Source organism: Rhizobium sp. M1, from assembly GCF_002531805.1.
GTDB lineage: Bacteria > Pseudomonadota > Alphaproteobacteria > Rhizobiales > Rhizobiaceae > Rhizobium > Rhizobium etli_C.
Genome location: NZ_NWSW01000011.1, coordinates 1 through 23,158, shown reverse-complemented (window position 1 = coordinate 23,158; position 23,158 = coordinate 1). Strand labels below are relative to the sequence as shown.

Sequence of the window (23,158 nt, the reverse complement as noted above, 5' to 3'; positions counted from 1 at the left end):
GACAAAAGGGGAATGAAATCTTCTCCCAATCTTAACTGGACAGCCGCTTTGACTTGCCGCATACCCTGCCTGGTCCCACGAAACACGACGTGGTTTCTTGGAATGGCAGGGAGATCAAAGAGATGGCGCTGAAGGACGCAAAGGCCGGTACACGCAACGAGGCGGGCATTGCCGCTGTGCTCGGCATTCTCAAGCAGAGCTTCGGCGAGCGCTTCCAGACCGGCCAATCCTTCCGTGAGCAGCATGCCCATACGACCACGTATATCCCGTCGCAGCTGCCAGACGGCGTGCTCTTTGCCGAGAGCGCCGAGGATGTGAAGATGGCGGTCAGGGTCTGCGCGACCCACAAGGTGCCGGTGATCGGCTTCGGTACCGGCTCCTCGCTCGAGGGACAGGTCAATGCCGCCAATGGCGGTATTTCAATCGATTTCAGCCGCATGAACCGCGTGCTCGAGGTCAATCCCGAGGATCTCGACTGCACGGTCGAGCCGGGGATCACTCGCGAGGCCCTGAATATCCACCTGCGCGATACCGGCCTGTTCTTCCCGATCGATCCCGGTGCCAATGCGTCGATCGGCGGCATGGCCTCGACACGGGCGTCGGGCACCAATGCCGTGCGCTACGGGACGATGAAGGACAATGTGCTCGCCGTCACCGCGGTCACCGCCAATGGCGAGGAAATCCGTACTGCCCGGCGTGCCCGCAAGTCCTCGGCCGGCTACGACCTGACGCGGCTCTTTGTCGGCGCCGAAGGCACACTCGGAATATTGACATCGGTGACGCTGCGCCTGCAGGCGATCCCGCAGAAAATCGCCGGCGGCGTCTGCGCCTTCCCGAGCATCAAGGCGGCCTGCGATGCCGTCATCATGACGATCCAGATGGGCATTCCGGTGGCGCGCATCGAGTTGCTCGATGCTGTGCAGATGCGGGCGTGCAATGCCTATTCCGGGCTTTCCTATGCCGAAAGCCCGACGCTGTTCCTCGAATTCCACGGCACCGACGAAACCGTGCCGCTGCAATCGGCAGCCTTTGCCGAGATTGCCGCTGAATGCGGTGGGGGCGAATTCCTCTGGACCGCCAATGCCGAGGAGCGGACCAAACTCTGGAAGGCGCGCCACGATGCCTATTGGTCGGCCAGGGCGCTGGCTCCAGGGCTTGCCGCACTTTCGACCGATGTTTGTGTTCCGATATCGCGGCTTGCCGATTGCGTTTCGCAAACGCAGGCGGATATCGAGGAAAACGGGCTGCTCGGCCCAATCGTCGGCCATGCCGGCGACGGGAACTTCCACGTGCTGCTGCTGTTCGATGACAAAAGCGCCGACGACATTGCCGTGGCCGAGAGCTTCGTGCAGCGGCTCAACCGGCGGGCGCTCGACATGGACGGGACATGCACCGGCGAACATGGAATCGGGCAGGGAAAGATGGCCTTTCTGGAGCAGGAGCTGGGAGGGACGGTGGATCTGATGCGACAGGTGAAGCAGGCGCTCGATCCGGACGGCATCTTCAATCCCGGCAAGATTTTCCATCACGGCTGAAAACGGAATATTCTCATGAACTTGGGCCTTGCCCCCTGCATGAATAGCGCTAGTGTCGGCAATAGAATCCCGAATGGAGAATCCTTGCATTGGTAGGCCGGTTCCTCGTCTTTCTGGGGGGAGTGATCGTCGTAGCGCTGTTTGTGGCGCTGCTTGCGCCGCTGTTCATCGACTGGACGGATTTCCGCAAGAACTTCGAGGATCAGGCAAGCCGCATCATCGGCAAGAAAGTCACCGTCCACGGCACGGTCGATGCCCGCCTGTTGCCGTTTCCGTCGGTCACGCTGCATGACGTGCGTGTCGGCCAGGAGGCCGACGGCACGCCGATCGTCAAGGTCGAACAGTTTTCCATGGATGCGGAGCTTGCGCCTTTCCTGTCTGGCGAGGCGCTGATCTTCGACATGCGCGTCGTCAATCCGAAGGTGCGCCTCAGATTGCTCAAAGACGGCACCCTCGACTGGATGCGCGGCAGCCGCGCCGAAATACCGGCGAAAACGGTCGTCCTCGAAAATGTGCATGTCAGCGGCGGCGAGGTGGAATTCATCGACGACCAGTCGGGCCGGGGCCGCCGCATCACCGGCCTGAATGCGGAGATGTCGGCCAAGTCGCTCGCCGGCCCCTGGCGCATCGAGGGCGACGCGGCTCTCGACGGCGAACACGGGAATTTCTCGATCTCGAGCAGCCAGCCGGACGAGAAGGGCGTGCTGCGCATGCGCACGAAGCTTTCCCCTGATAAGCACCCGGTCAGCATCGATCTTGACGGCGAGCTGAAGCTCGTCGATCGCAAGCCGAATTACCAGGGCCAGCTTTCAGCGGCGATCGAAAACCGCAACAGCGCCAAGTCGGCCAACAAGAACGAGCAGCCGCCGCGGGTCAAGGGCCGCTTCGAACTCACCAACGAACGCATCCGCATTCCCGAATACCGGATGGAGATCGGCCCGACGGACGATCCCTATGTCATAACAGGCGAGGCGACGCTCGACACCGGCAACGCGCCGGAATTCCTGCTGACGGCCGACGGGCAGCAGATCGACGTCAACCGCATCGGCAATGAAGGCGCGGCTGGCAAGACGACGCGGGATCCCGCGGTTTCGGCGCGCCAGCGATTGAATTCGCTGATCGATATCGTTGCGCAGGTGCCGATCCCGCAAGTGCCGGGCAAAGCGAGCGTCAAGCTGCCGGCAATCGTCGCCGGCGACACGACGCTGCGCGACGTGCAACTGGAGCTGGAGCCGGCCGGCACCGGCTGGATGATCGATAGCGCCATCGGCACGCTGCCGGGGCGCACACTGGTGGAAGGCAAGGGCAAGCTCCTGCTTCAGGGCGAGCCCTCGTTCAACGGCCAGATCGTGTTGGCCTCGAACCAGCCGACGGGGCTTGCCTCCTGGCTGGCGGGCTCGGTCGATCCGGCCATCCGGCAATTGCGGCAGGCGGGTTTTTCCGCCAATGTCAGCCTCACTCATGAATTGCAGCGGTTCGAAAATCTCGAAATCGCCGTCGGCTCGGCGACACTGAAGGGCAGGCTGGAGCGGCAGGCGATCTCCGGCCAGACGCCGACCCTATCGGTGGCGCTGAACGGCGACACGCTCGATCTTGACGCGTTGCAGGCGCTGGCCGGGCTCGCGACAGGCCAGGATAGCGGCGACAATGTCCTCGATCACAAGATCGCCGCCCAGCTCAAGGCCGACAAGTTCACCGCCTTCGGTGTCGAAGCCGAGAATGTCGAAACCACCTTCACGATCGCCGACGGGGCGCTTGCGGTCGACCGGCTGTCGGTCAAGAATCTCGCCGGCGCCGAGCTGACGGCGACGGGCCGGGCGGAAGGCTCGCTGCTCGACTACAAGGGTGCAGGTGAGATCACCTTCAAATCGGCCGATCCCGGCGGTTTCTTCACCATGCTCCGCGAGCATCTGCCGCACCACCCGGTGCTCGACCGGTTGGTGCGCAATGCCGGCTGGTACGGCAATACGGCATTGCGCGGCGCGCTGACGCTCGGCGGCGACGAAGGCGATGCGCTGACGGTGACATTGGCCGGTGTGGCGAACGGCAGCCGCGTCAATCTCGACTATCGCATGTCCGATCTGCTGGCGCTGACCGGCAATGGCACGACGAGCCTCGAGGCGACGCTCGAAAACGCCGTGCCGTCCATCCTCTTCGGCCAGGCCGGGCTCGACCCGCTGCCGGTCGATGTCGGCGCCAACGGCCGCCTGACGCTTAAGGTGAAGGCATCGGGCAATGATCCCGCCGATGCGGCGCTGACCTTTGCCACCGACCGGACTTCGTTTACCGCCAACGGCAAGGTCGATGTCCGGCCGGAGAGTTTCATGAACGGTCAGATTGCGCTTTCGCTCGATAGCGCCGATATCGACCCCTATCTCATCATGAACGGCATCGCCCTGCCGCAGACCGGAACGGGATTGCCGTTCAGCCTGCAGGTCAATGCCGCCGTCGACAGCGACAAGATCGCCTTGTCCGATATCAAGGGGCATGCGGCCGACAACGCATTTTCAGGGGCACTGAACTTCGATCGGAAGGCCGCGAAGACGACGGCAAGCGGCGCGCTGACGCTGTCCAAAGCCGATGCCGGCTGGCTTGGCGAGGCTGTGTTCGGCCAGATCGTCGATCCCGCCAACGGTGCGCTGACGAAGGCCCCGCTGGGCTTGCCCGTCTTCAAGGATCTCGACGTCAAGGTGAAACTTTCGGCCAAGGAATTCTGGCCCGGCCTGCCGGAAACGGCGGTGTCCGATTTTACCAGCAACGTCGCCTACAAGGGCGACGAACTGCAGCTCAACGACATGGCCGGCAACTGGGACGGTGGCAAGCTCTCCGGCAACCTGCTTTTTACCAATGCCGACGGCACCGGCTTCCTGCAGACGAAGCTTGCGCTTGCCGATTCCGATCTTGCCGGCGTCGTCTGGCTGCGTGACGGTGCGCCGATCGCCAATGGTAAGTTCGGCCTGTCGCTGTCGATGGAGGCCTCGGGCAAGACGGTCGGCGAAATCGCCAGCTCGCTCAACGGTTCGGGTGAATTGCGGCTCGGCGATACCAGCATACGCGGGCTGAACCTTGCCATCCTTCCGCCGCTGCTTGCCGCGACCGACACGATGCAGGAACAGATCAATGCCGGCAAGGTGCACCCGATCGTCGAGACGCTGCTCAGCAACGGCGAGGCGAAGCTGCCGCCGCTCGGCATTCCTTTCAACATTGCCGACGGGACGCTGAGGGTGCAGAATGTCACCGTCGCCAACGATCTGGCCCGCGTCACCGCTGATGCGCAGATTGCGTTGCCGGAAGAGCGGATCAGCGCGACGGTCGGGATCGGCCTCAATCCCGGTACGGAAACGCTTCCCGGCGCCGAGCCGGCGCTCAGGCTGAATTTTTCCGGCCTGCTGCCGTCCCCCGGCAAGACGATGGATGTGACCGATATCACCAGCTACCTGTCGCTGCGCGCCTTCGAGCGCGAACGGCGGCGCGTCGAACGGCTGCAGGCGATCGTGCTCGAAAAGCAGCGGCTGCGTCGTGAGGCCGCGCTCTATCGCTTCAATGACGCCGAGCGCGTCAGGGCCGCCGAGATCGAGCGGCAACGGCAGGCGGAGGAAGAGCGGCTGCGCACACTGGCGCAGGCAGCGGCGGCGCAGAAGGCGGCCGCCGAGGCGGAGGCCGCGCGCGCGGCCGAGGCCAGGGACAAGGCCGATGCGCAGGCGAGGGCGGCTGCGGAAGCGGCGCGGCGCAACGGGCAGGCGCAGCCCGGTCCACTCAATTTCGATCAGGTGCCGGGCGTTCAGGCGCAATGACGGCGCGCGGGATCTGATTGACCTGAGGCGCTGCAGGTCTTCGTGTTAGCGAAATCGCCTTTATATCTGCGTCACGGCTGGCGGCCACCGCCGGCCTTCACCCAGGAAAGCACATGGAGCCGCAGCGCGGAGGACAGGTTGCTGTCCGGCTGGCGGTGGTCGTCGATCTCGGAAATCAGGGCGGCCAGCGACATCGAGCGGCCTGCCGCGATGGTCTTCAGTTCGGCCCAGAATTCATCTTCCAGCGAAAAACTGGTGCGATGGCCATGCAGTGTTGCCGAGTGCTTGCGGATCATGAAGGACGTCACATCGCAATCGGCTTCGAAGGTCGATTCAAGCAAATCGGGCAAGTGGCTGATCGCAGATTCGTTTTCGGCTTCTCAAGCTTTGCGTGAAGCCTCATGCGCCGTCGTCATCCGTCTCGATCCTGCCGTCGCGGTGCGCCTTGTCGGCCTTCTCGTTCAGGCTGCGGGTGAGCTGCTTTTCGGCCTTGGTGCGCCCGAAGGAAATACGGTTCTGCTCGGCCTGTTTCTCTTTCTCGGAGCGGGCCTGCTTCTTGCGGAACTGGCGCAGATTAATGATTTCGGCGCTCATGCGGTGGCTGAAATCCCTTAAGAAAAAAGGGAGGCTGAGCCTCCCTTTGAAATCACTGCTTCTTGCGGAAGGAGTCGAGCGAGACGACGGAACCCGGTTTCTTCTCTTCGCCTTCGGCCGGTTTTGCGCCGGCGGTTTCGTCAGGCTTTCCTGCGGCATCGACCGGATAGGCGGTAATCTCGCCGGACGGCAGCTCCTCGCCATCGGCGAGCGGCACGTCGAATTCGAGCTCGAAATTGACGGAGGGATCGTAAAAGCCGCGGATCGCATTGAACGGAATGACCAGCTTTTCCGGAACGTCGGAGAAGGAAAGGCCGATTTCGAAATGCGTCTCGGTGATCTTCAGGTCCCAGAACTGGTGCTGGATGACGATGGTCATCTGCTCTGGATATTTCGACTTCAGGTGCTGGGAAATGCGTACGCCGGCCGCACCCGTCAGGAAGGTGATGAAGAAGTGATGGTCGCCGGGCAGACGGCCCGTCGTTGCGACTTCCGCCAAAACCTTGCGGATGACGCCGCGAAGTGCATCCTGCGCCAGAATGTCGTAGCGGATATGATCCTGCCCCATGCTTTTCCTGTCTTTCGTCGGTTCGGAAGTCTTTTCACAAGGTTATATGCCACGTCCGGGCGCCTTGGGAAAGACCGGAGCCGAGTCACGTTTTTTCGGAGCATACATGATTTCGTCAGCAGGGAGAAGGTGAAGGCTTCTGTTGCCAGGTGCCTTCGGACCCCGCCTAGAGGTGCGAACCACTAGGACTTTGATTGAAGTGTCACACCGCGATTAAGCAGCGAGACGAGCTTCCGCATAGTTGTCGTTTGCAACTACAATTTTAGCCCGATAACGGCGGTACAATGCCGAGCAAAAAGTCGATCTTTACACCCTTGTCGATCCTGTTTCGCCCCCATCAAAAGCCGGCCTTCCTTGCCGCCGGTTTTTGGTGGAGGCGCCGGGTACCGAACTTTATAAAGACAAACGAACAGTTAGTTGACGTAAACATCTTCGCAATATCAGTAAGTTACCATATTATCAGCGTCGACTAACTGCGAAGGGCGGGGAAGGTGGAGTTTTTATTGCCAGGGCCCCCTGAACCCCGCCAGAATGCGACCCCTTAGGGCTCAGTTTGAAGTCTCAACCCGCCGGGATCGAGATTGAAGCCGATGGAGCGATCGAAACACCAGACGTCCGGAGGACTATCATCGACACAAAAGAAGGTGGCCGCGACGCATTCGAACATAGAGGGCGTAAATATGCATTCTGAACAGCGCGTAGTTCAGCAACGGGACGTCATTACCATCTCTGATGTGGGTACGGTTCCCACGGTTGCGGTGGAATTTTTTGCCATGTTTTCGCGCCTCGAATTCGCCTTGCTGTCATCAGGCTATTCTGGCGGTGAGGTTGGAGACAATGCATGGGTGACTTGGGATAGCTTCGGTAGAGACGTCCACCCATCTTTTTTCTTGGATATGCGCGCCGACAACGCAGTGGCCGTGCTCTTTCAACAGCCGGCGCGAAAGCTGATAAAGACCGAAAGCGGCGACTGCATGTTCGCGGACAGCCCGGTTCCCGAAGACGCCGTGGAACTCCTCCTCCAGGTTAGGCGGATCCGGAACAACTTGTTTCATGGGTCAAAGGTTAATTTCCTGGAGCGGGACAGGCTCCTTGTTCATGCCGCGGTCAGGGTGCTTCGTCACCTGCTCGACGCGCTCGACAAGGAGGAGAAGACTTGGAAGGTGCGTGCCGCGTGGGCATACGCGGAGGTTGGATCTCAATAACCCGCTGCGGACGCGCGCCAGGTATCGTCCCGGCCGGCATCCACAAGTGAGGGCCTTTTGAGCGTCCGCCAACTCGAAGTGCATCGCGAGGACGCAATCGTCGCGGCGTTCAGCTAGGACAGCGGCATCGAACGGGTCGCTCACAGTGGACTCGCTGACTGCGCGAACGATCACCTTGCAGCCATGGTCGAAAACGCCGTCGGGGATCAAGCGATCACGCTCTTCGAAGACCTGCTGGCGAACAGGTGCGCGTTCACCGCCAACGATGGCGGGCGGTTGGCGCTCCCGACACACGGCCGGGTATTCCCGCTGCCACAGTTTTGCCATATTTTTGGATCGGTGCGGGCGCCGGTCCCGATTTCGCGTGACGTCGGATGCAGGATTCGATCTTGCCGACAGCGATGTCTCCCCTCTGTGAAAACCATGGATTCGCATGGTTGCTGGCGCGCGCGCGCCATGTGCCATCCCGGGAGCCATTGTCAGTCTTTATGTGCCAGTTTTGCTTTGAATAATCTACTTATGACCGCTGGGGCGGGCGCGCCAATTCCGGCGGGGACACTACAACTGCGAAGGATTCGCCAAGTATCAAATTGGGGCCGATTTCGTCACGCCGGGGCGACAAGGACTCATACAAATCAAATGGTTGACTCAGAATCCGCTTGCGCACGAGAATTGCCACCTTACGCTGATGGCCGCAGCATCATGGCCGTGCGCGGCTCAACTTGAAAAGGTAGGTAGATGTCGAAACACCTCTCGCATTCAAAAATGGACCGGTGGATGAACCAGGTTGCGATGCCGGAACACAGCAGCATCAAACCTCTCATTCTTGCTTTCAGCATGGGCAACTCCTCATCAGAAATCGGCTGCGCACATCTGATGATGCTACTCGCGGGATACCCTGTGCCCCTTCCGCAGGCGACGCTAGGCTTCGACTTGCATCGCATGAGTTGGTTCATCCGTGCGATGATGGAGTATCTCGACGAAGATGAATGGCCGGGCATCGCCCAGGCTGAACTTGAGCAGGTTTGGAAAAAGCATCCTTATCTTCGCACGAAGGCAGAGGCGGCGGAAAAGGCGTGGACGAGTTAGAAGCGTCGGAAACCTTTGCCGTAAAAGTATTAGCAATATCAGGCAAATTACCAGGAGGGATAGGTGGAGGTTTCTGTTGCCAGGTACCTCCGAACCCCGCCTTAAGGTGCGAACCTTCAGGACTTGATTTGAAGTGTCACACTGCGATTAAGCAGCGAGACGAGCTTCCGCATAGTTGTCGTTTGCAACTACTATTTTGACCCGATAACGGTGGTATCATGCCGAGCACAGCTTTTGTCTTTCAATGCCAGTCGATCCCATTTCGCCCCCATCAACAGCAGCCGCATCCGGCTGTTCTTGGTGGAGGCGGCGGCTTCGAAGCCGCGTCCTGTACACCTATTGCACAAAAGGTTTAGCGCCATAGACCCCTTGCAGGGCCAATAGGGAGATAGTTCATTCGCCAGGAGATTTCAATGGCCACGGTAGATAATCAACGAGGAATGGGAACGACTTTCACCCCCAGCTTCTCCTTGAGAACCCGGTTTTCGCGCCGCGCCTCCCTGATGCCTAGGAACCAATGATGAGCCCTGGTGGCGAGCCTTGAATACGCCTCCTGGCTGTCGTCGTAGGACCTTTGGAGGCTTTCGTGGAGGGCCTCGAGCTTAAGGTACTTTATTCTCCAACCGTCGTCTTTATCCTTGGTTTCTTGAGGCAGAGACTTCAGCAGACGCTCATTCACGTTTCTGAGGAAGGCGAGAACGTCGCCTTTCGTATCGTTTTTGTGTTTTTTGCCGTTGAGGAAGTTATGGCCAAGTCCACACATTTCCAAAAAGACGCCTTGCTCCAGTGACTTCTTACCGTCGCCACACACCTTTGCTGCGAGCTCACCACTAGCCAACATCTGCTCAACGAGCTTTCTCCCGGCCTTGATTTTGTCCAACGACTTGTCCGTTCGGTTGGCCGAATGCCTCGCCAGACCTTCGGCCGCTTTTTTTGACGCGCTAATAGGCTTACAAGGTTTCATATCATTCTCCCAATTTCCGGGTGCAGGGTGAGAACTTCATCGAACTTGGGCTTGAGATCCGGCCATGCGTGCAACTGCTCCCGGATGTGATTTACCCAGTACACTTTTTGGAGCCGAGACAACGACGCAAATCCCTCGCTTGCGACCTTTTCCAGTTCCCACTGAAGGAGTGCATGGCGATTCATCTCTTGAACCTGGTAGGGGCATTCGGCTGTGCATTTGCCAACATCGGGAAGGGTATCGCCGGTGGCTTTGGAACAGGATCCGCGCACAGATCCTCTTTTGAGACAAAAGACACCCGGCATCACAGGTATCGGCGCGATATTTTGGCGCATTAGTTCCTCCAAAAAAACTTCGATTATTTCATTCACGACCACGCCTTGGTTTTCCGACATGAGCGCGGCCATACGCATTTCGATCCTGCGGCCCTGTTCGCCGCCCAGACCAGCGCCGCCGGCGGCAACGGTGCTTTCCAAGAGAGTCCGGGATTTGTCTTGAAAGATATCCATGCTTTCAGCGTGAATATCCTCTCGAACGAACGAGTTCGACAGCGCATAGCCCGCGGTTTCTCCCCGGTGGGCGTGGTCAAGGATTACTTCGGCTGCGGCGAGTCCGTTGGTCACGGCACGGGCAGCATTTCTTACAAGCGTTTTTCGCCCAGTGTAGGCCGTTAGGCTGAAGGGTATTTCGGTTATGCGGCAAAACGTACGCAGAACGTGGTTAAAGTTATTGGTAGTGTATTCGTTACCGCCATACGGTGGCGAAAAAAGTCGCTCCGTTGTTTTCTCGAACAGGTCATGCATTTCCTCGAGACCTTCTGCGACCTCGAAAAGGAGACTAGACACGCGCAGGTGACGTTGGACGCCGCGCCACGACTTCTGGGCCTTGGATGTTTCAGTGGTGAGTTCATAGCGATCGAAGACTGTGGCCGGTTCCCCGTCCACGATTCTGATGAAGCCTCGCATGGCCGACAGAAGTTCAGAGGGTCTCGGTCCGATCGCATCTGCGATCAAATAACCAGCAGCCCCATGATAGAGCCGATGGAAAATTGACGGGTATGAGTAGCGAGAACGTTGTGCTCCAGGAAATCTCTCCGAGAGCCACATTCGGGCGTCGGGCACGGCAGCGACGTCCTCGAGGCAAGCGCGAACCCAATTCGTGAACTCCCTTCTGTGGTCAACAACGCGTAGCGCATTCGAAAGCACGAGTTGGCGCTCTTGGTCATTGAGCGGTTGTTCGCCCTTTTCCGTCGATGTGTCCGCGTTTTCGTTTCCGACTTCAATTTCGAAGTCGTAGTCATTGAGGCCATCTTGAATGTAGCCGAGATCGGACAAGCGAACGAGGCGTTCAACCCAAAGCGCTATAATAAGTCTCGTACCCTGATTTCTGGAGTGAAGGTCTATTATCTGCTGGATGTTGTGAGGCGTAACTTCCGAAAGGCTTTCGCAGCCACACGCCTGTACGGCATGCATGAATTTTCTAAGTACTTTGAAGGTCGCTGAAATCGATACGGGCTTTGCTCGGTGGCCGACTAGGCTCGCGTGATGCAAAAGAACCACAGCGATCTGCTTCAGTTGTTCCAGGAGTAGCGATTCTCCATGCAATTTCCAGGTGCGGCCGTCGCTCAATTGTGATCCACCAAGGAAATCCAAAATCCGTTTGTGACCCGATCCCGGCGGAAACCATTTTCGAGGCATCATCCAGAGCATATGGAGATAGAGGAAGCCCGGGAGAACGGCGAAACTGCCGATGTAAGGTGGCCGGATCTCGTTTAGCGTGCGCTCCCGAATGAGCCAGAGTATCGCGTCGTCCGCGTCGAGCGTCAGATCATACTCCTCAAGCTTTTTGATCCTCATGTGCGTTGCTCGACTGACGCCACAGACAGCCGACGGCGCTCGCGATCCACGGTTCGTTGCGGGAAGGCTGCCAGAATTCTTTGGATGTTTTTCTGCCGCTGGCTTAATGTGTTTTCGATTTCCTTTGCTGCGCCAATGTTGTCGAGCTGATGAGCGATATCCACATCGTGCTGAACGAGCATAGTCAGTGAATCAGGTAAGAAGCGCGCCCATTTGCATCCGTCGATACAGTTCTGTGAGCCGCAGATAGCGCCCGGAGAGGTTACCGTGTTTAACCCTTCAGGTGGATGTGTGGGATCTGCGCATCGATTCCCCCATCTCGTCTCGGTTTCGGGATCCAAGACATTTTTGATCTGCCAGTCTTCCAAGCCTTGTGTCTTTAACGCAAGCTTCAGGGCCTCCAATGAGTATTTGCCTTTGCGAACGAGTTCCACAGTTCGGTCGAATATCGCGACAAATAGGTCTTCGCTCTTTTGGAAGAATGCCCGCCGGCGAGCGTAGTCACGGGCCGTAGCTGCGTTGCTGTGCCGAGCGAGCATATGAAGAATGACTAGGTTGTATGACGATGCGCGAAAGGAAAAATGTAATCCGGCATCGCGCAGCTCTCGGACGGTGGTGATACCGTACCTGCGCATTCCATTGTGCAGCTCCTCAGGCGGGCCATTCAATTTGTGCGCAACCCACCGAAGCGAGGTAATCTGCAATTCAGTTTTGTATATGAAGAGATCATCCTTGATGAAAAGCAGACGATCGAGCTCTGCCACTTCATCGGCCGAAAGCTCAGGCTTTCGAAGCTCGTCAATCCGCCGTGCTATTTCTCTTCGCAGTGGCGCGGTCAGTTCCTTGACGAACTTCAAAATCTGGTACGGATGGGATTGTGGCTTTTTCAGACTTGGAAATGTTACCGCCGCAGGAGCGTCCGCTACTTTTCCCTTTTGTGCTCCTCGGCTCTTTGAGAGGATTATCATCACGTAACGGTCGTCGTCGGTCGCGGCGTCGAGAGCAAAGGGGTAAGGTTTCCACCAGTCTGCTGATGCTTGGATGTCCGCGAGAGATTGGAAGTTCGCCATCGATCGAATGAGAAACATGACAACGAATGGAAGGAGGTCGCCGAGTCCGGGGTGATAGTATCTGAAGTGAGCGGATATCCCGTGAACCGTCTCGGCTCCGCGCTCATTACTGATGACGCTCACTCCGGGAGGCCTTTCCATACCCGCAATTGCGGACTTATTGCCTTGGGCTATAAGCGTTGCATGGGTGACTGGCTTAAGCTGAAGAACTTCTCTGCAAAACCACAAACGGTTCTCGAGCGATTTCCATGAACCATGCGGTGCGCCTGAGTTTCGTCTGGGATCTCTTCCCGAAGTCTGCAGGGAACACGCGAGCGCGTGTCGGTTGCGAACAAGCTGAGCTTCTTCTTTCGCGAGCTTCATCAGTGATCGGCATTTCTTTTCGTCGAGCACATCGCGTTCCGTAGGGTCGGGATCGCGATACGGGTTCGGCGGAAGGACGGACGATGGAACGCCGATAGCAGTCATCAGTCGAAGAAAGAGGCGAACCTTGGAAGCGGCGGTGGCGAAGGGGTGGCATTCGAACACGAAATAGGAGCCGAACGACCAGTCTACTGCTGCCGCCGTCGTCGGCACTGTTGTGCGGAAGGCAACTTCATACTTCCTGACAAATTTTGCGAAAAATCGTAGGAATTTGTTTATTTCACTCGCCGATTTGCGCTCTTCGAAGAAGTTGCGCCTGATCTTGCTTTCGTTATCGCGGATAAGTGGGACATCAGCGAAAATTCCGAAATCACAGCCTCTCTCCAGATCGCTAGTCGCGACCACTGGATGGATAGCCACATGCCGCCCGACATTCGACAGGAGAGAGAGTCCGGCCGCTCGCTGACCTTTCCGTGGCCCTTTCTTCAATTGAGGCCATCCAATGCTTCGTTCCAAGCGCCGTAGAGTTTCGGTGCAAGCCACGAGTGGATCAGCATTTCGATGTAGGTTTCTGTGTCTTCGAAATGCTCATGCCCGAGATGCAATTGCAGCGTTCGGGCAGGAAGTTCGGCGATCTGATAGATCTGTTCGTGGGTAAGCTGGTCAACCGGTATTCCCGCTTCGGCGGCCCGCGCTTCAATATGGTGTTTCAGGAAGTAGCAAGCGTGGAGATGTCTACATGTGTGGGCGGTGATCCGAACTGAGGGTTTAAGCCGGTCGTTGGTTCGCGTTAGCGCTTTACTGAGCGCTTCATTCGTGAGGGGCTTTCCCTCGCTATCTATGAACAGGTGTGCGGTTGCGTCGACATTTGCGATGCCATTCCGTCGCAAGATGTCGCGCCGAGGGCCATCCACAAAGTTCCATAGCGACTGAATCCAGCCGACGCGTGCGTGACAAAGCCTGACTTTTCGCCCTTTCCCGATTATTCTCATACTCAGCGATGCCGGATTGGAGAAGGCCAGTGCTCGATCGGGTAGAACACCTATCATGGCGTCGTCGCTAAGAGAGTATTTGAGAAGTCGCGGCTCACTGCTCCAGCTATAGTGACAAACATCGCGGTTTCTTTCCGAAACGTCGCGAGAGTACACAACGCCCGGCAAAAGCGCGTTTCGTTGGTTTTCGTTGAGGCGCCATCCCAGCTCGTACATGTTCATGACCGCTTTCCGATTGGTAATGGGAGTAACAGCCGCGAAGAAGTCGAGCATCTGGTCGGGTGAAGGAAGAACGCCGTCGCCGGGCTTCTTTCGTGTTCTGCGAAACTGGGGCTTCTCTTTTGGATCGTCGTCGGCTGTTGCTTTAGATGCGTAGTTCACGTTTGCCGATTCAATCGCAGACCTGGCTGCGACGGGAACGGGCTCACAATCGAAGTCCTCAATGTAGCCGTGCTTTTCCATCCATTGATAACAGAGAAGCTGCTCGTGCAGCCGGGGAGCGATCGTCGATCGCGGGTTTAATTTGTGCGGAACTCCCGTCTGCCAGTATCGTTGGCTCCAATATCCGCGCCGCATCGCGTCGAGATACGGGCCTTCGACATGCCATCTTTTTATTTCGTGCCACGCAATGATGCCCAGGTCGGGATGTGCTTCCTCGGTCTCAGCCCAAGTCACGAGGTCGCAAATTTTGTAGCCGATGCCCTCGACCGTTTCCTGGGCCAACGGTTTTAGCCTGGTGTGCGGCTTGTCGATGTTGCGGGGGTCTATCTTGCCACGACAGCGATCATGCATGAAGTAGTTGATCCCGTCGGGATAGTCGTCGTCTTGCGTCAGGATGAACGGCAGATGCGATATCACGCGACTTCGGGAGGGGACATGCCGCTCTCCGGGGAATTGCATTGACGCCATTCTCTGTGCTCCCAAGCCCTTCGAACTTCTTCTCTCTTCGCGTGTATCTCTCTAGCGACATGTCGGGCGCAAGGGTAAATTACTCGATTAACAAGTCAAGGCTTCTTCTAAAAAATATCATTTGAAATCAAATAGTTGATGTCAACAATTGGGTAAAGGACTCATGTCGACCCCATCCCTTAAAGACTCGCCTAAGGATTGAATCCTTGCTTGAGCGCCTGCGAGTCTTTTTGCCAACATCTCGCCGTAAACGACATGGCTACGAGCGTTGCGAAGCAGCCAAATCATTTCAAAGGCTTCACAACGTTGACCGATCAGCGGGCGTTGACGACAACCACAGCTTTTTGGCGGACTATGAATCCCAGGAAGTCATGCCCCGAGCTCATAGGCATCAATCAAGGACTCGGCGAAGGGTGAAGCCGAGCGCGGGTATCCCGGATCCGATACACGCGTGCGGGCCGTCTTTTGGGTTCGCACGTCTCAAATTCCTGTCGTGAGCCATCCCGAGCTCAGATTCTCAAGAAGGGAGATTTGGGGTCGAGATCGGGCCGGGATGGCTAAACGTCGACAACGTCGAAGATGCCGGCCGGCTGTTCCTGGAAACCTGCGGGACGGTGGCTGGGTGGACTACAGCGAACCGACAGCTCTCGGGGCCAAGCACCGGAGTTGCGTTTGATCGCTGCGATCTTGAAATGTGATGATGACTACGCGGCCAATCGCCCGTGTCGTTCCAGCAGCCGCATCAAGACCGCATTGGCGTGAGTGAAATTCGAAAGTTGGCCTTGGAGCTGGTACGCCCACTTCTCGCCGTGAAAGAGGTTATTACGGAAGTAGCCGATCGCGCGGATCGTTATTGTTGCCGTCGAGCACCGACTTGACGACAGCGGGTTGATCTGCAGGTCGCAAGTTCAGGTGCGGAAAGTGGTGAGTGAAGGCGCCGTTGGCAAAATAGCGCTGCCGGAAATAAGCCAGCTCCGGTGCGTACTAATCAGCATCGAGCGTGCCGGCTTTATACCACTCGTCGGCTTTCGTGCAAATCAAGTCGGCGCGCGCGAAGTTGCCCATGACTTGGGACTCGAAAAGGCTCCACAGAAACGTGAAGTTGAAGATCGCGGCGCGATCTGCTTCGGGCAATGCCTGGAAGCCCGGAGCTTTTGCCAATAGCCATTGCATACTCATATTTTCACGCTGCTTCTGGTTGGACGTGACGCGGGATAGACGTCAGGGCGTTTTCTCTCATGCGGGAACAGCTTTAAGAGGCCGGTAATTGTAAAGGAATTCTCTTTAATTCTTTTCACGCGGACTTCTCGTACCGTCAATTTCCTACTGGTCGTTGTCCCATATCGACGCTACGAGTTGCAACCGATACACCGCAATCGAATCGACGTCTCGGGGGGCGTTAGTAGTGAGCAGTTTCTACGAACGTCCTATTCTTAATTCGCCTTACCGCGCCCCCGAATTCCATCATCCCCTGGATAAGAATGGTCAGCCTCTCGACGGCGAGCCTCGGCAAGGTCGTCGCGCTTCCCGCTTCATCGTCCCGGTCCCAGCATCTCGCAAGAAAGTGGCTGCATCCCAGACATCCCTGGATCTGGAGACGTACAATGAGAACGCGTTGATCAACGCGATCCGGGGACATCTCGACGCATGGCGAAAGCTACACAATCCGGCAGATTGGGGAGTAACAGCGGCGACGCAGAGACTGCTGGAGCATTGGCGGATGCACGAGTTCAACGGACCGAGACCTTTCTTTTGCCAGGTTGAGGCCGTCGAGACGATCATCTGGTTGACAGAGGTGGCGCCGAAGCGCGCCGCCACGAAGGCTTTCATAAATGACATAGCTGCCGCCAATGCCGAAGCCAATCCAGCACTGTTCCGCCTGGCGATGAAGATGGCTACGGGCAGCGGCAAGACGACTGTGATGGCAATGCTCATCGCATGGCAAACAGTTAATGCTGTCAGGCGTGCCTCGAAGGATTTCTCCCGCGCCTTTCTAATCATCACACCGGGCATCACAATCCGCGACCGGCTGCGAGTCCTGTTGCCCAGCGAGGCCGATAACTACTACGAGACTCGCGAGATCGTGCCGCCGGAGATGCTGCCGGACATTCGTCGGGCCGAAATCGTGATCACAAATTACCACTCGTTTCAGCACCGCGAGACGCTTGCTCTCCCCAAGGTCGCTCGGAGCTTCCTTCAAGGCAACTCGCCGGAGCCGGTAAATACTACCGAAACGGACGCGGACATGCTCAAGCGAGCATGCGAAAAACTGCTGAATTTCGACCGCGTCAATGTGATCAACGACGAAGCGCATCACTGCTATCGCCACAAGTTGGATGGAGACGATGAAGCGCCCCTGACTGGCGACGACAAGAAAGAGGCAGCCGAGAACGAGGAAGCCGCGCGTCTTTGGATCAATGGTATCGAGGCGCTCGACCGAAAGCTGTCGAAGGGTGTTCGCGCTGTCTACGATCTTTCCGCGACGCCATTTTTCCTGAAAGGATCGGGATATCCGGAAGGCTTTTTGTTTCCGTGGGTCGTCTCCGACTTCAGCCTGATCGACGCTATCGAATGCGGCATCGTGAAACTTCCGCGCGTCCCGGTGACGGACAATCTCGTGCAGACCGACTCGGTAATCTACCGCGATCTTTGGAAGCACATCGGAAAGGACCTACCGAAAACAGCAGCCGGCGCGAACAAGCTCAGCCCATTCGATCTTCCAAACCAGCTCAGGACCGCCCTCAATGCCCTCTACAGCCACTACGAGGGTGAGTTCGATCGGTGGAAGCGCGAAGGAATTGAGGTTCCGCCGGTCTTCATCGTGGTCTGCCAGAACACCGCAATCTCCAAGCTCGTGTTCGAATGGATCGCAGGATTCGAGCGAGGCGACGTCGAAGAAGGCGAACGCGCTGCCTTCCATGCAGGACATCTCGAACTATTCCGAAACTATGACGAAAACGGCGTTAGGTTGCCACGCCCGCGCACGCTGCTCATCGACTCGCGCCAAATTGAATCCGGGGACGTGCTGGACAAAGGATTCCACGAGGCCGCCAAAGTGGAGATCGAGCAGTTCAGACGCGAGATGGCAGACCGGGAAGGCGCCGGCAGCATCGGGACCGCGACCGACGAGAGCGCGCTGCTGCGCGAGGTGATGAACACAGTCGGCCGTCACGGCCGACTCGGCGAGCAGATCCGCTGCGTTGTGTCGGTGTCGATGTTGACAGAGGGGTGGGACACGAACACCGTCACCCACATCCTGGGCGTTCGTGCCTTCGGCACGCAGCTCCTGTGTGAACAAGTGGTCGGCCGGGGGCTACGTCGCCAGTCCTACGAGCTGAACCCGAAGACCGGCCTGTTTGATGTCGAGTATGCCGACATCATGGGCATCCCCTTCGACTTCGCGTCCGCTCCACAGGTCGCTAAGCCGACGAAGCCGAAGCCCGTGACCCGCGTGCACGCGGTCAAGGAGCGGGCAAGCCTGGAGATCGTCTTCCCACGCGTCAGTGGCTACCGGCGCGAACTGCCATCAGAGAAGCTGGAAGCTGTCTTTAACGACGACAGCCGTCTGGTGATTACACCCGAAGACATAGGACCGACTTCTGTCGTGATGGAAGGCATCGTCGGTGCTGGTGTCACGATTACGCCGGCCGTTCTTGAGCGGCTGCGACCATCCGAGATCAGCTTCAATCTCGCGAAGCACCTTCTCTACACCCATTTCCGTGATGATGACGGCTTTCCCAAGCAACATCTCTTTCCGCAGATCCAACGGTTGGCGCGCCGATGGCTGGACGAGGGCTATCTCGTCACGAAGGGCGTACCTGTCGGAGCGATCCTCTACCAAGACCAGCTTGCCCGCGCGGCCGAGAAGATTGACATCGCGCTCACGCGCGGCGGCGAAGGTCGAATCCTTGCGGTCCTCGATCCCTACAATCCCAAGGGATCCACGCGGCACGTCAACTTCATCACATCAAAGCCGTGCTGGACGACTGGGGCTCGGCCTGCAAAGAGCCACATCAGCCATGTCGTCCTCGATTCAACCTGGGAGGAACAGCTCGCGCTGACGCTGGAAGGGCACCCGCGCGTTATGGCCTATGCCAAGAACCAGGCGATGGGCTTCGAAATTCCATATCTCGATGGCGGCGTCTTGCGTCGCTACGTCCCTGATTTCCTTGTGCGGCTTGATGACGGCGGCGCGGAGCCGCTTAATATCGTCCTGGAGGTCAAGGGTATTCGCGATGAAGCTGACAAGGCGAAGGCTCAGACGACGCGGGACCTTTGGGTGAAGGGTGTCAATGCCCTCGGTGGCTTCGGCCGTTGGGATTTTGCTGAGTTTCGGGACTGGACGGTGATGGAGGACGACTTCTCCGCGCTGGTTGTAAGGTTGCTGGAGGCGAAGAATGGCTAAACTGAAGCCTTATGCGGCGACAAACGACAACCTGATCACACACGGGCTTGCACCGACCATGCGATTTCTGATCGCGGTTGCCTTGGATGGTTCGACGATGACCTACGGGGAAATTGGCGCGAAGCTCGAAGGCGAGGCAGGCTTCTCCACTATCTTCAGGACGCGCCTCGGGTTTGTCGTCGGCTCCCTCATGGGCAAGATTCAGATGGTCGAGCCGACGGCTCCCCTAATCAACGTCCTGGCGGTCAACCAAAAGGATCGACAGCCCAGCAAGGGCGCCGGCTCGTTTATGGCACACCGCTTTAAAGAGAAGCGTCTTGGTCGCGACGACGCCAAGACGCGCTTCCCTAACCTCTGGCAGCACAGTTTCGAGCGAGCAGCGGGCGAAGTCTACAAGGTTTCCGCAGCCGAGTGGGCTGATCTCTACCGGAAGGTTTTCGATGCACCTCTTGATGGGCATGCGATTGAGAATGAGCGCGAAGACCGCAAGCGAGGTACCGAAAAGGACGGTATCCAGACCGGTCGAAACTATGGCAGCGGTGGCGAAGGACCATATCACAAAGCCCTTCGGCTGTGGATCAAGGACAATCCCGGATTGGTCGACAACGCTTTCGCCGAGGCGACGACTGACACTGAAGTTGATCTGGACTCGGGTGACAGGATCGATGTCGTTTATAAATTGATTGATCGCACCATCGTCGTCGAGGTCAAGTCCCGCATTTCGAACGACGTGGATTTGCGACGCGGCGTATATCAATGCGTCAAGTATCGTGCGGTACGGCAGGCCATGGATGTTCGAGAGGCCACACCAATCGAGGCGCTACTTGTCACCGAGAACGAACTGCCCGGCGAGATCGCCGCATTGGTGAAGCTTCACGGAATCCGACATTTTATGGCTCCCCTGGAGCGAGGTTGACCTAATGGCCCGTACCCCCAAATCCCCCCGCATCATTGATGCGCTGAAGCATGCAGGCGCCAGCCGCATCAACATTCCAACGGCCGAGATGGAGAGTTTCTTCCGGCGCGACGAGGACACCTCTCCGATGCCGCCGATGCACTATCCGCGTGCTCGGCCGCTTTCGCCCGGCATGACACGGACCTCGGAGGAGCCGGGCAAGCCCGAGTTGATCTGGAACGGCGCGACCATCACCATCACCGACGAGCAAATGGAGGAATTGGCCGAGACAGGACGGCTTACGTTGTCGGACACGCAACTCGTCTGGCGTGGCAAGGATCGTCAGGACTGGTCCGACCTCGTGGTCAACGTGCCGCCGCTCTACATTCAGGAGAAGATTCACCCCAAGGCGATCATCGACGACCTGAAGCGCCGGACGGCGGCGAACCGGGAAGCGCAGACTGACGCGCCGGACCTGTTCGCCGACTTCAACGGCATCGAGCCCGACCAGCGCGCAGAGTTCTACCAGCACGACCAGCACTGGTCGAACCGAATGATCCTTGGTGACAGTCTGCAGGTAATGGCGAGCCTGGCCGAGCGGGAGAGCCTGCGCGGCAAAGTGCAGTGCATCTATTTCGACCCGCCCTACGGAATCAAGTTCAACTCAAACTGGCAGGTTTCGACGCAGTCGCGCGACGTCAAGGACGGCAAGCAATCCGATATCTCTCGCGAGCCCGAGCAGGTGAAGGCGTTCCGCGACACATGGAAAGACGGCATTCACTCTTACCTAACTTATCTCCGCGACCGACTGACGGCTATGCGCGATTTGCTGACGGAGAATGGGTCGATCTTCGTGCAGATTAGCGATGACAATGTTCAAAATGTCCGCACAGTTCTGGATGAAGTATTTGGCTCGACGCGCTACGTCAGCCAAATAGCCTTCCTCAAGACGACATCTTCATCCTCTGGAGCGCTATCATCTGTATTCGACTACGTGCTGTGGTATGGAAAATCTGATAGTCCGAAAATTAGGTCGCTGTTCCAAACAAAGATTGCAGGAGCCGAAGGTGCCTCGCAGTACAGCCTAGGCGAGAATGCACAAGGAGAGCGAAGAACACTAAAGGATTGGTCTAAGAGCGGCTTTACTGACGTCCGAATTTTTGCTCACGACAATATCACCAGTCAAAGACCGGCTCAGGGCGAAGACGTTAGAGATTTTACGTACGAGGGCAAGAATTTCAAGACAGGCAAGGGAACGTTCAAAACTGACCTGACCGGATTAAGACGGTTAGCTGCAGCCAAGCGGATGATATTCGTTGGCAACACAATGCGGTACGTACGTTTCCTCAATGATTTCTCAGTGTTCCCATATACCAACTTCTGGGACGATACGGTCATCTCCGGCTTTGCCGATCCGAAAGTGTATGTCGTACAAACATCTCCCCGTATCATCGAACGCTGCATCCTGATGGCCACAGACCCTGGCGACCTCGTTCTCGATCCCACGTGTGGTTCCGGCACTACCGCTTATGTCGCGGAACAATGGGGACGGCGCTGGATCACCATGGACACCAGTCGCGTCTCGTTGGCGCTGGCTCGCACGCGTATGATGGCGGCGCGCTATCCTTGGTATCTGCTGACTGATAGTCGCGAAGGACGCGCAAAGGAAGCCGCGTTGACGCAGCGTCCTCAGGCGGACACGCCCGTCCGGAACGACATCCGCCAAGGTTTCGTCTACGAGCGCGTGCCGCACATCACGTTGAAGTCGATCGCTAACAACCCTCTGATCGATGACATCTGGGAAAAGTGGCAGGCGGTGCTGGAGCCGCGTCGGGCGGAACTGAATCAGCTTGTCGGCAAGGATTGGCAGGAATGGGATATCCCGCGAGAGCCAGACAAGTCGTGGTCCGATAATGTCCGAGGTGTCCACAAAGCCTGGTGGGAAGCCCGAATTGCCCGCCAGACTGAGATCGACGCCTCGATCGCCGCACGGGCCGATGTCGAATATCTCTACGACAAGCCGTACGCCGACACCAATCGCGTTCGTGTCGCCGGACCCTTCACGGTGGAGAGCCTGTCGCCGCACCGCGTTCTACCGGCGAGCGAAGAGGAACTGATCGACGACATCGCGGCCGTAGAAGGCCGACGCTCTGCCGCCGACGCCGATCTCGCCGGCCAGGACTTCGCGGCGATCGTCATCGACTATCTCAAGTCGGAAGGTGTCAAGCAGCAGGACAAGGGCGACCGCATCACCTTCGACAGCTTGACGCCTTGGCCGGGTGGCAAGTTCATCGGCGCGAGCGGCACCTTCATCGAAGGCGAGAGCGGGCCGGAGCGCCGTGCCGCAATCCTGATCGGGCCTGAATACGGCACGGTGGGGCGGCAGGACATTGTCGCCGCTGCACGCGAGGCGGTCGACGCCCGCTTCGACGTGCTGATCGCCTGCGCCTTCAACTTCGACGCCCATTCGTCGGAACTCGGGAGCTTGGGCAGCCTGAAAATCCTCAAGGCGCGCATCAACCCTGACATGCATATGTCGGAGGAGCTGAAGAACACCGGCCGGGGTAACATGTTCGTCGTCTTTGGCGAGCCGGATGTCAATATTCTCGATGATGGCGGTCCGCAGATCCGCGTCAAGGTGAACGGCGTCGATGTGTTCGACCCGAACACAGGGGACATACGCTCGAACGACACCGCCGGCATCGCCGCCTGGTTCATCGACACAGACTACAACGAGGAAAGCTTCTTCGTCCGCCACGCCTACTTCCTCGGCGCCAACGATCCCTACAAGAGCCTGCGCACGGCGCTCAAGGCCGATATCGACGAGGACGCCTGGGCGACGCTCTATTCGGACACGTCTCGCCCTTTCGAACGCCCGGCAACGGGCAGAATGCAAATTCCGAGGCAATCCGCCCCCTG

Annotated in this window: 15 protein-coding genes and 2 other RNA genes; 7 read left to right on the top strand and 10 right to left on the bottom strand. The window is 57.9% G+C overall.

Features of this window, described 5'->3' with window-relative positions:
• The first annotated feature begins 122 nt into the window (after positions 1–122).
• A complete protein-coding gene (locus CO655_RS12070) occupies positions 123–1,535 on the top strand; it encodes an FAD-linked oxidase C-terminal domain-containing protein (protein WP_097664811.1) in 1,413 nt (470 codons plus the stop codon).
• Positions 1,536–1,624: 89 nt separating this feature from the next.
• Positions 1,625–5,329: an AsmA-like C-terminal region-containing protein gene (locus CO655_RS12065; RefSeq protein WP_097604993.1), complete on the top strand. Its 3,705-nt coding sequence runs from the start codon at positions 1,625–1,627 to the stop codon at positions 5,327–5,329.
• A gap of 71 nt (positions 5,330–5,400) precedes the next feature.
• Here the strand turns inward: CO655_RS12065 and CO655_RS12060 are convergent, their stop codons facing one another.
• From CO655_RS12060 to ssrA (CO655_RS12045), 4 genes are all read right to left on the bottom strand, one after another.
• Entirely contained in the window at positions 5,401–5,625 is a 225-nt protein-coding gene (locus tag CO655_RS12060) for a ribbon-helix-helix domain-containing protein (RefSeq protein ID WP_097605080.1), read from the bottom strand.
• Between the two features lie 103 nt (positions 5,626–5,728).
• Complete coding sequence (locus CO655_RS12055) at positions 5,729–5,923, bottom strand: DUF4169 family protein (protein ID WP_011426047.1); 195 nt, start codon at positions 5,921–5,923, stop codon at positions 5,729–5,731.
• A gap of 52 nt (positions 5,924–5,975) precedes the next feature.
• Positions 5,976–6,491 (bottom strand): SspB family protein, encoded by a 516-nt coding sequence (locus CO655_RS12050; protein ID WP_064682679.1) that lies wholly within the window; start codon positions 6,489–6,491, stop codon positions 5,976–5,978.
• Positions 6,492–6,619: 128 nt separating this feature from the next.
• Positions 6,620–6,958: a transfer-messenger RNA gene (ssrA, locus tag CO655_RS12045) on the bottom strand.
• 114 nt (positions 6,959–7,072) lie between these two features.
• Between ssrA (CO655_RS12045) and CO655_RS12040 the strand changes: the two genes are divergently transcribed.
• Positions 7,073–7,696 carry a hypothetical protein gene (locus CO655_RS12040; protein WP_141514306.1) on the top strand — a complete coding sequence of 208 codons (624 nt, stop codon included), beginning with the start codon at positions 7,073–7,075 and terminating at the stop codon, positions 7,694–7,696.
• Positions 7,697–8,473: 777 nt separating this feature from the next.
• A complete protein-coding gene (locus CO655_RS12035; protein WP_141514305.1) occupies positions 8,474–8,785 on the top strand; it encodes a hypothetical protein in 312 nt (103 codons plus the stop codon).
• Between the two features lie 62 nt (positions 8,786–8,847).
• Here CO655_RS12035 and ssrA (CO655_RS12030) read toward each other — a convergent pair.
• From ssrA (CO655_RS12030) to CO655_RS34305, 6 genes are all read right to left on the bottom strand, one after another.
• Positions 8,848–9,203: a transfer-messenger RNA gene (gene ssrA, locus CO655_RS12030) on the bottom strand.
• Positions 9,204–9,215: 12 nt separating this feature from the next.
• A complete protein-coding gene (locus CO655_RS12025; RefSeq protein ID WP_141514304.1) occupies positions 9,216–9,665 on the bottom strand; it encodes a hypothetical protein in 450 nt (149 codons plus the stop codon).
• A gap of 80 nt (positions 9,666–9,745) precedes the next feature.
• The gene (locus tag CO655_RS12020) at positions 9,746–11,605 is read right to left on the bottom strand and encodes a hypothetical protein (protein WP_097664806.1); all 1,860 of its coding nucleotides are present in this window, start codon (positions 11,603–11,605) and stop codon (positions 9,746–9,748) included.
• Positions 11,602–13,527 carry a hypothetical protein gene (locus tag CO655_RS33360; protein ID WP_141514303.1) on the bottom strand — a complete coding sequence of 642 codons (1,926 nt, stop codon included), beginning with the start codon at positions 13,525–13,527 and terminating at the stop codon, positions 11,602–11,604. The genes CO655_RS12020 and CO655_RS33360 overlap by 4 nt, the downstream gene beginning before the upstream one ends.
• The gene (locus tag CO655_RS12010) at positions 13,524–14,939 is read right to left on the bottom strand and encodes a hypothetical protein (protein ID WP_097664804.1); all 1,416 of its coding nucleotides are present in this window, start codon (positions 14,937–14,939) and stop codon (positions 13,524–13,526) included. The genes CO655_RS33360 and CO655_RS12010 overlap by 4 nt, the downstream gene beginning before the upstream one ends.
• 984 nt (positions 14,940–15,923) lie before the next feature.
• Positions 15,924–16,112 carry a hypothetical protein gene (locus CO655_RS34305; protein WP_245423787.1) on the bottom strand — a complete coding sequence of 63 codons (189 nt, stop codon included), beginning with the start codon at positions 16,110–16,112 and terminating at the stop codon, positions 15,924–15,926.
• A gap of 232 nt (positions 16,113–16,344) precedes the next feature.
• Between CO655_RS34305 and CO655_RS12000 the strand changes: the two genes are divergently transcribed.
• The 3 genes from CO655_RS12000 to CO655_RS11990 form a co-directional block, all read left to right on the top strand.
• Entirely contained in the window at positions 16,345–19,344 is a 3,000-nt protein-coding gene (locus CO655_RS12000) for a DEAD/DEAH box helicase family protein (RefSeq protein ID WP_097664803.1), read from the top strand.
• Positions 19,337–20,260, top strand: a complete 924-nt coding sequence (locus tag CO655_RS11995; RefSeq protein WP_097664802.1) for a hypothetical protein — start codon at positions 19,337–19,339, stop codon at positions 20,258–20,260. The genes CO655_RS12000 and CO655_RS11995 overlap by 8 nt, the downstream gene beginning before the upstream one ends.
• A gap of 4 nt (positions 20,261–20,264) precedes the next feature.
• Positions 20,265–23,158, top strand: a 2,894-nt coding sequence (locus CO655_RS11990) for a site-specific DNA-methyltransferase (RefSeq protein WP_141514302.1), incomplete at its 3' end; no start/stop codon positions are given.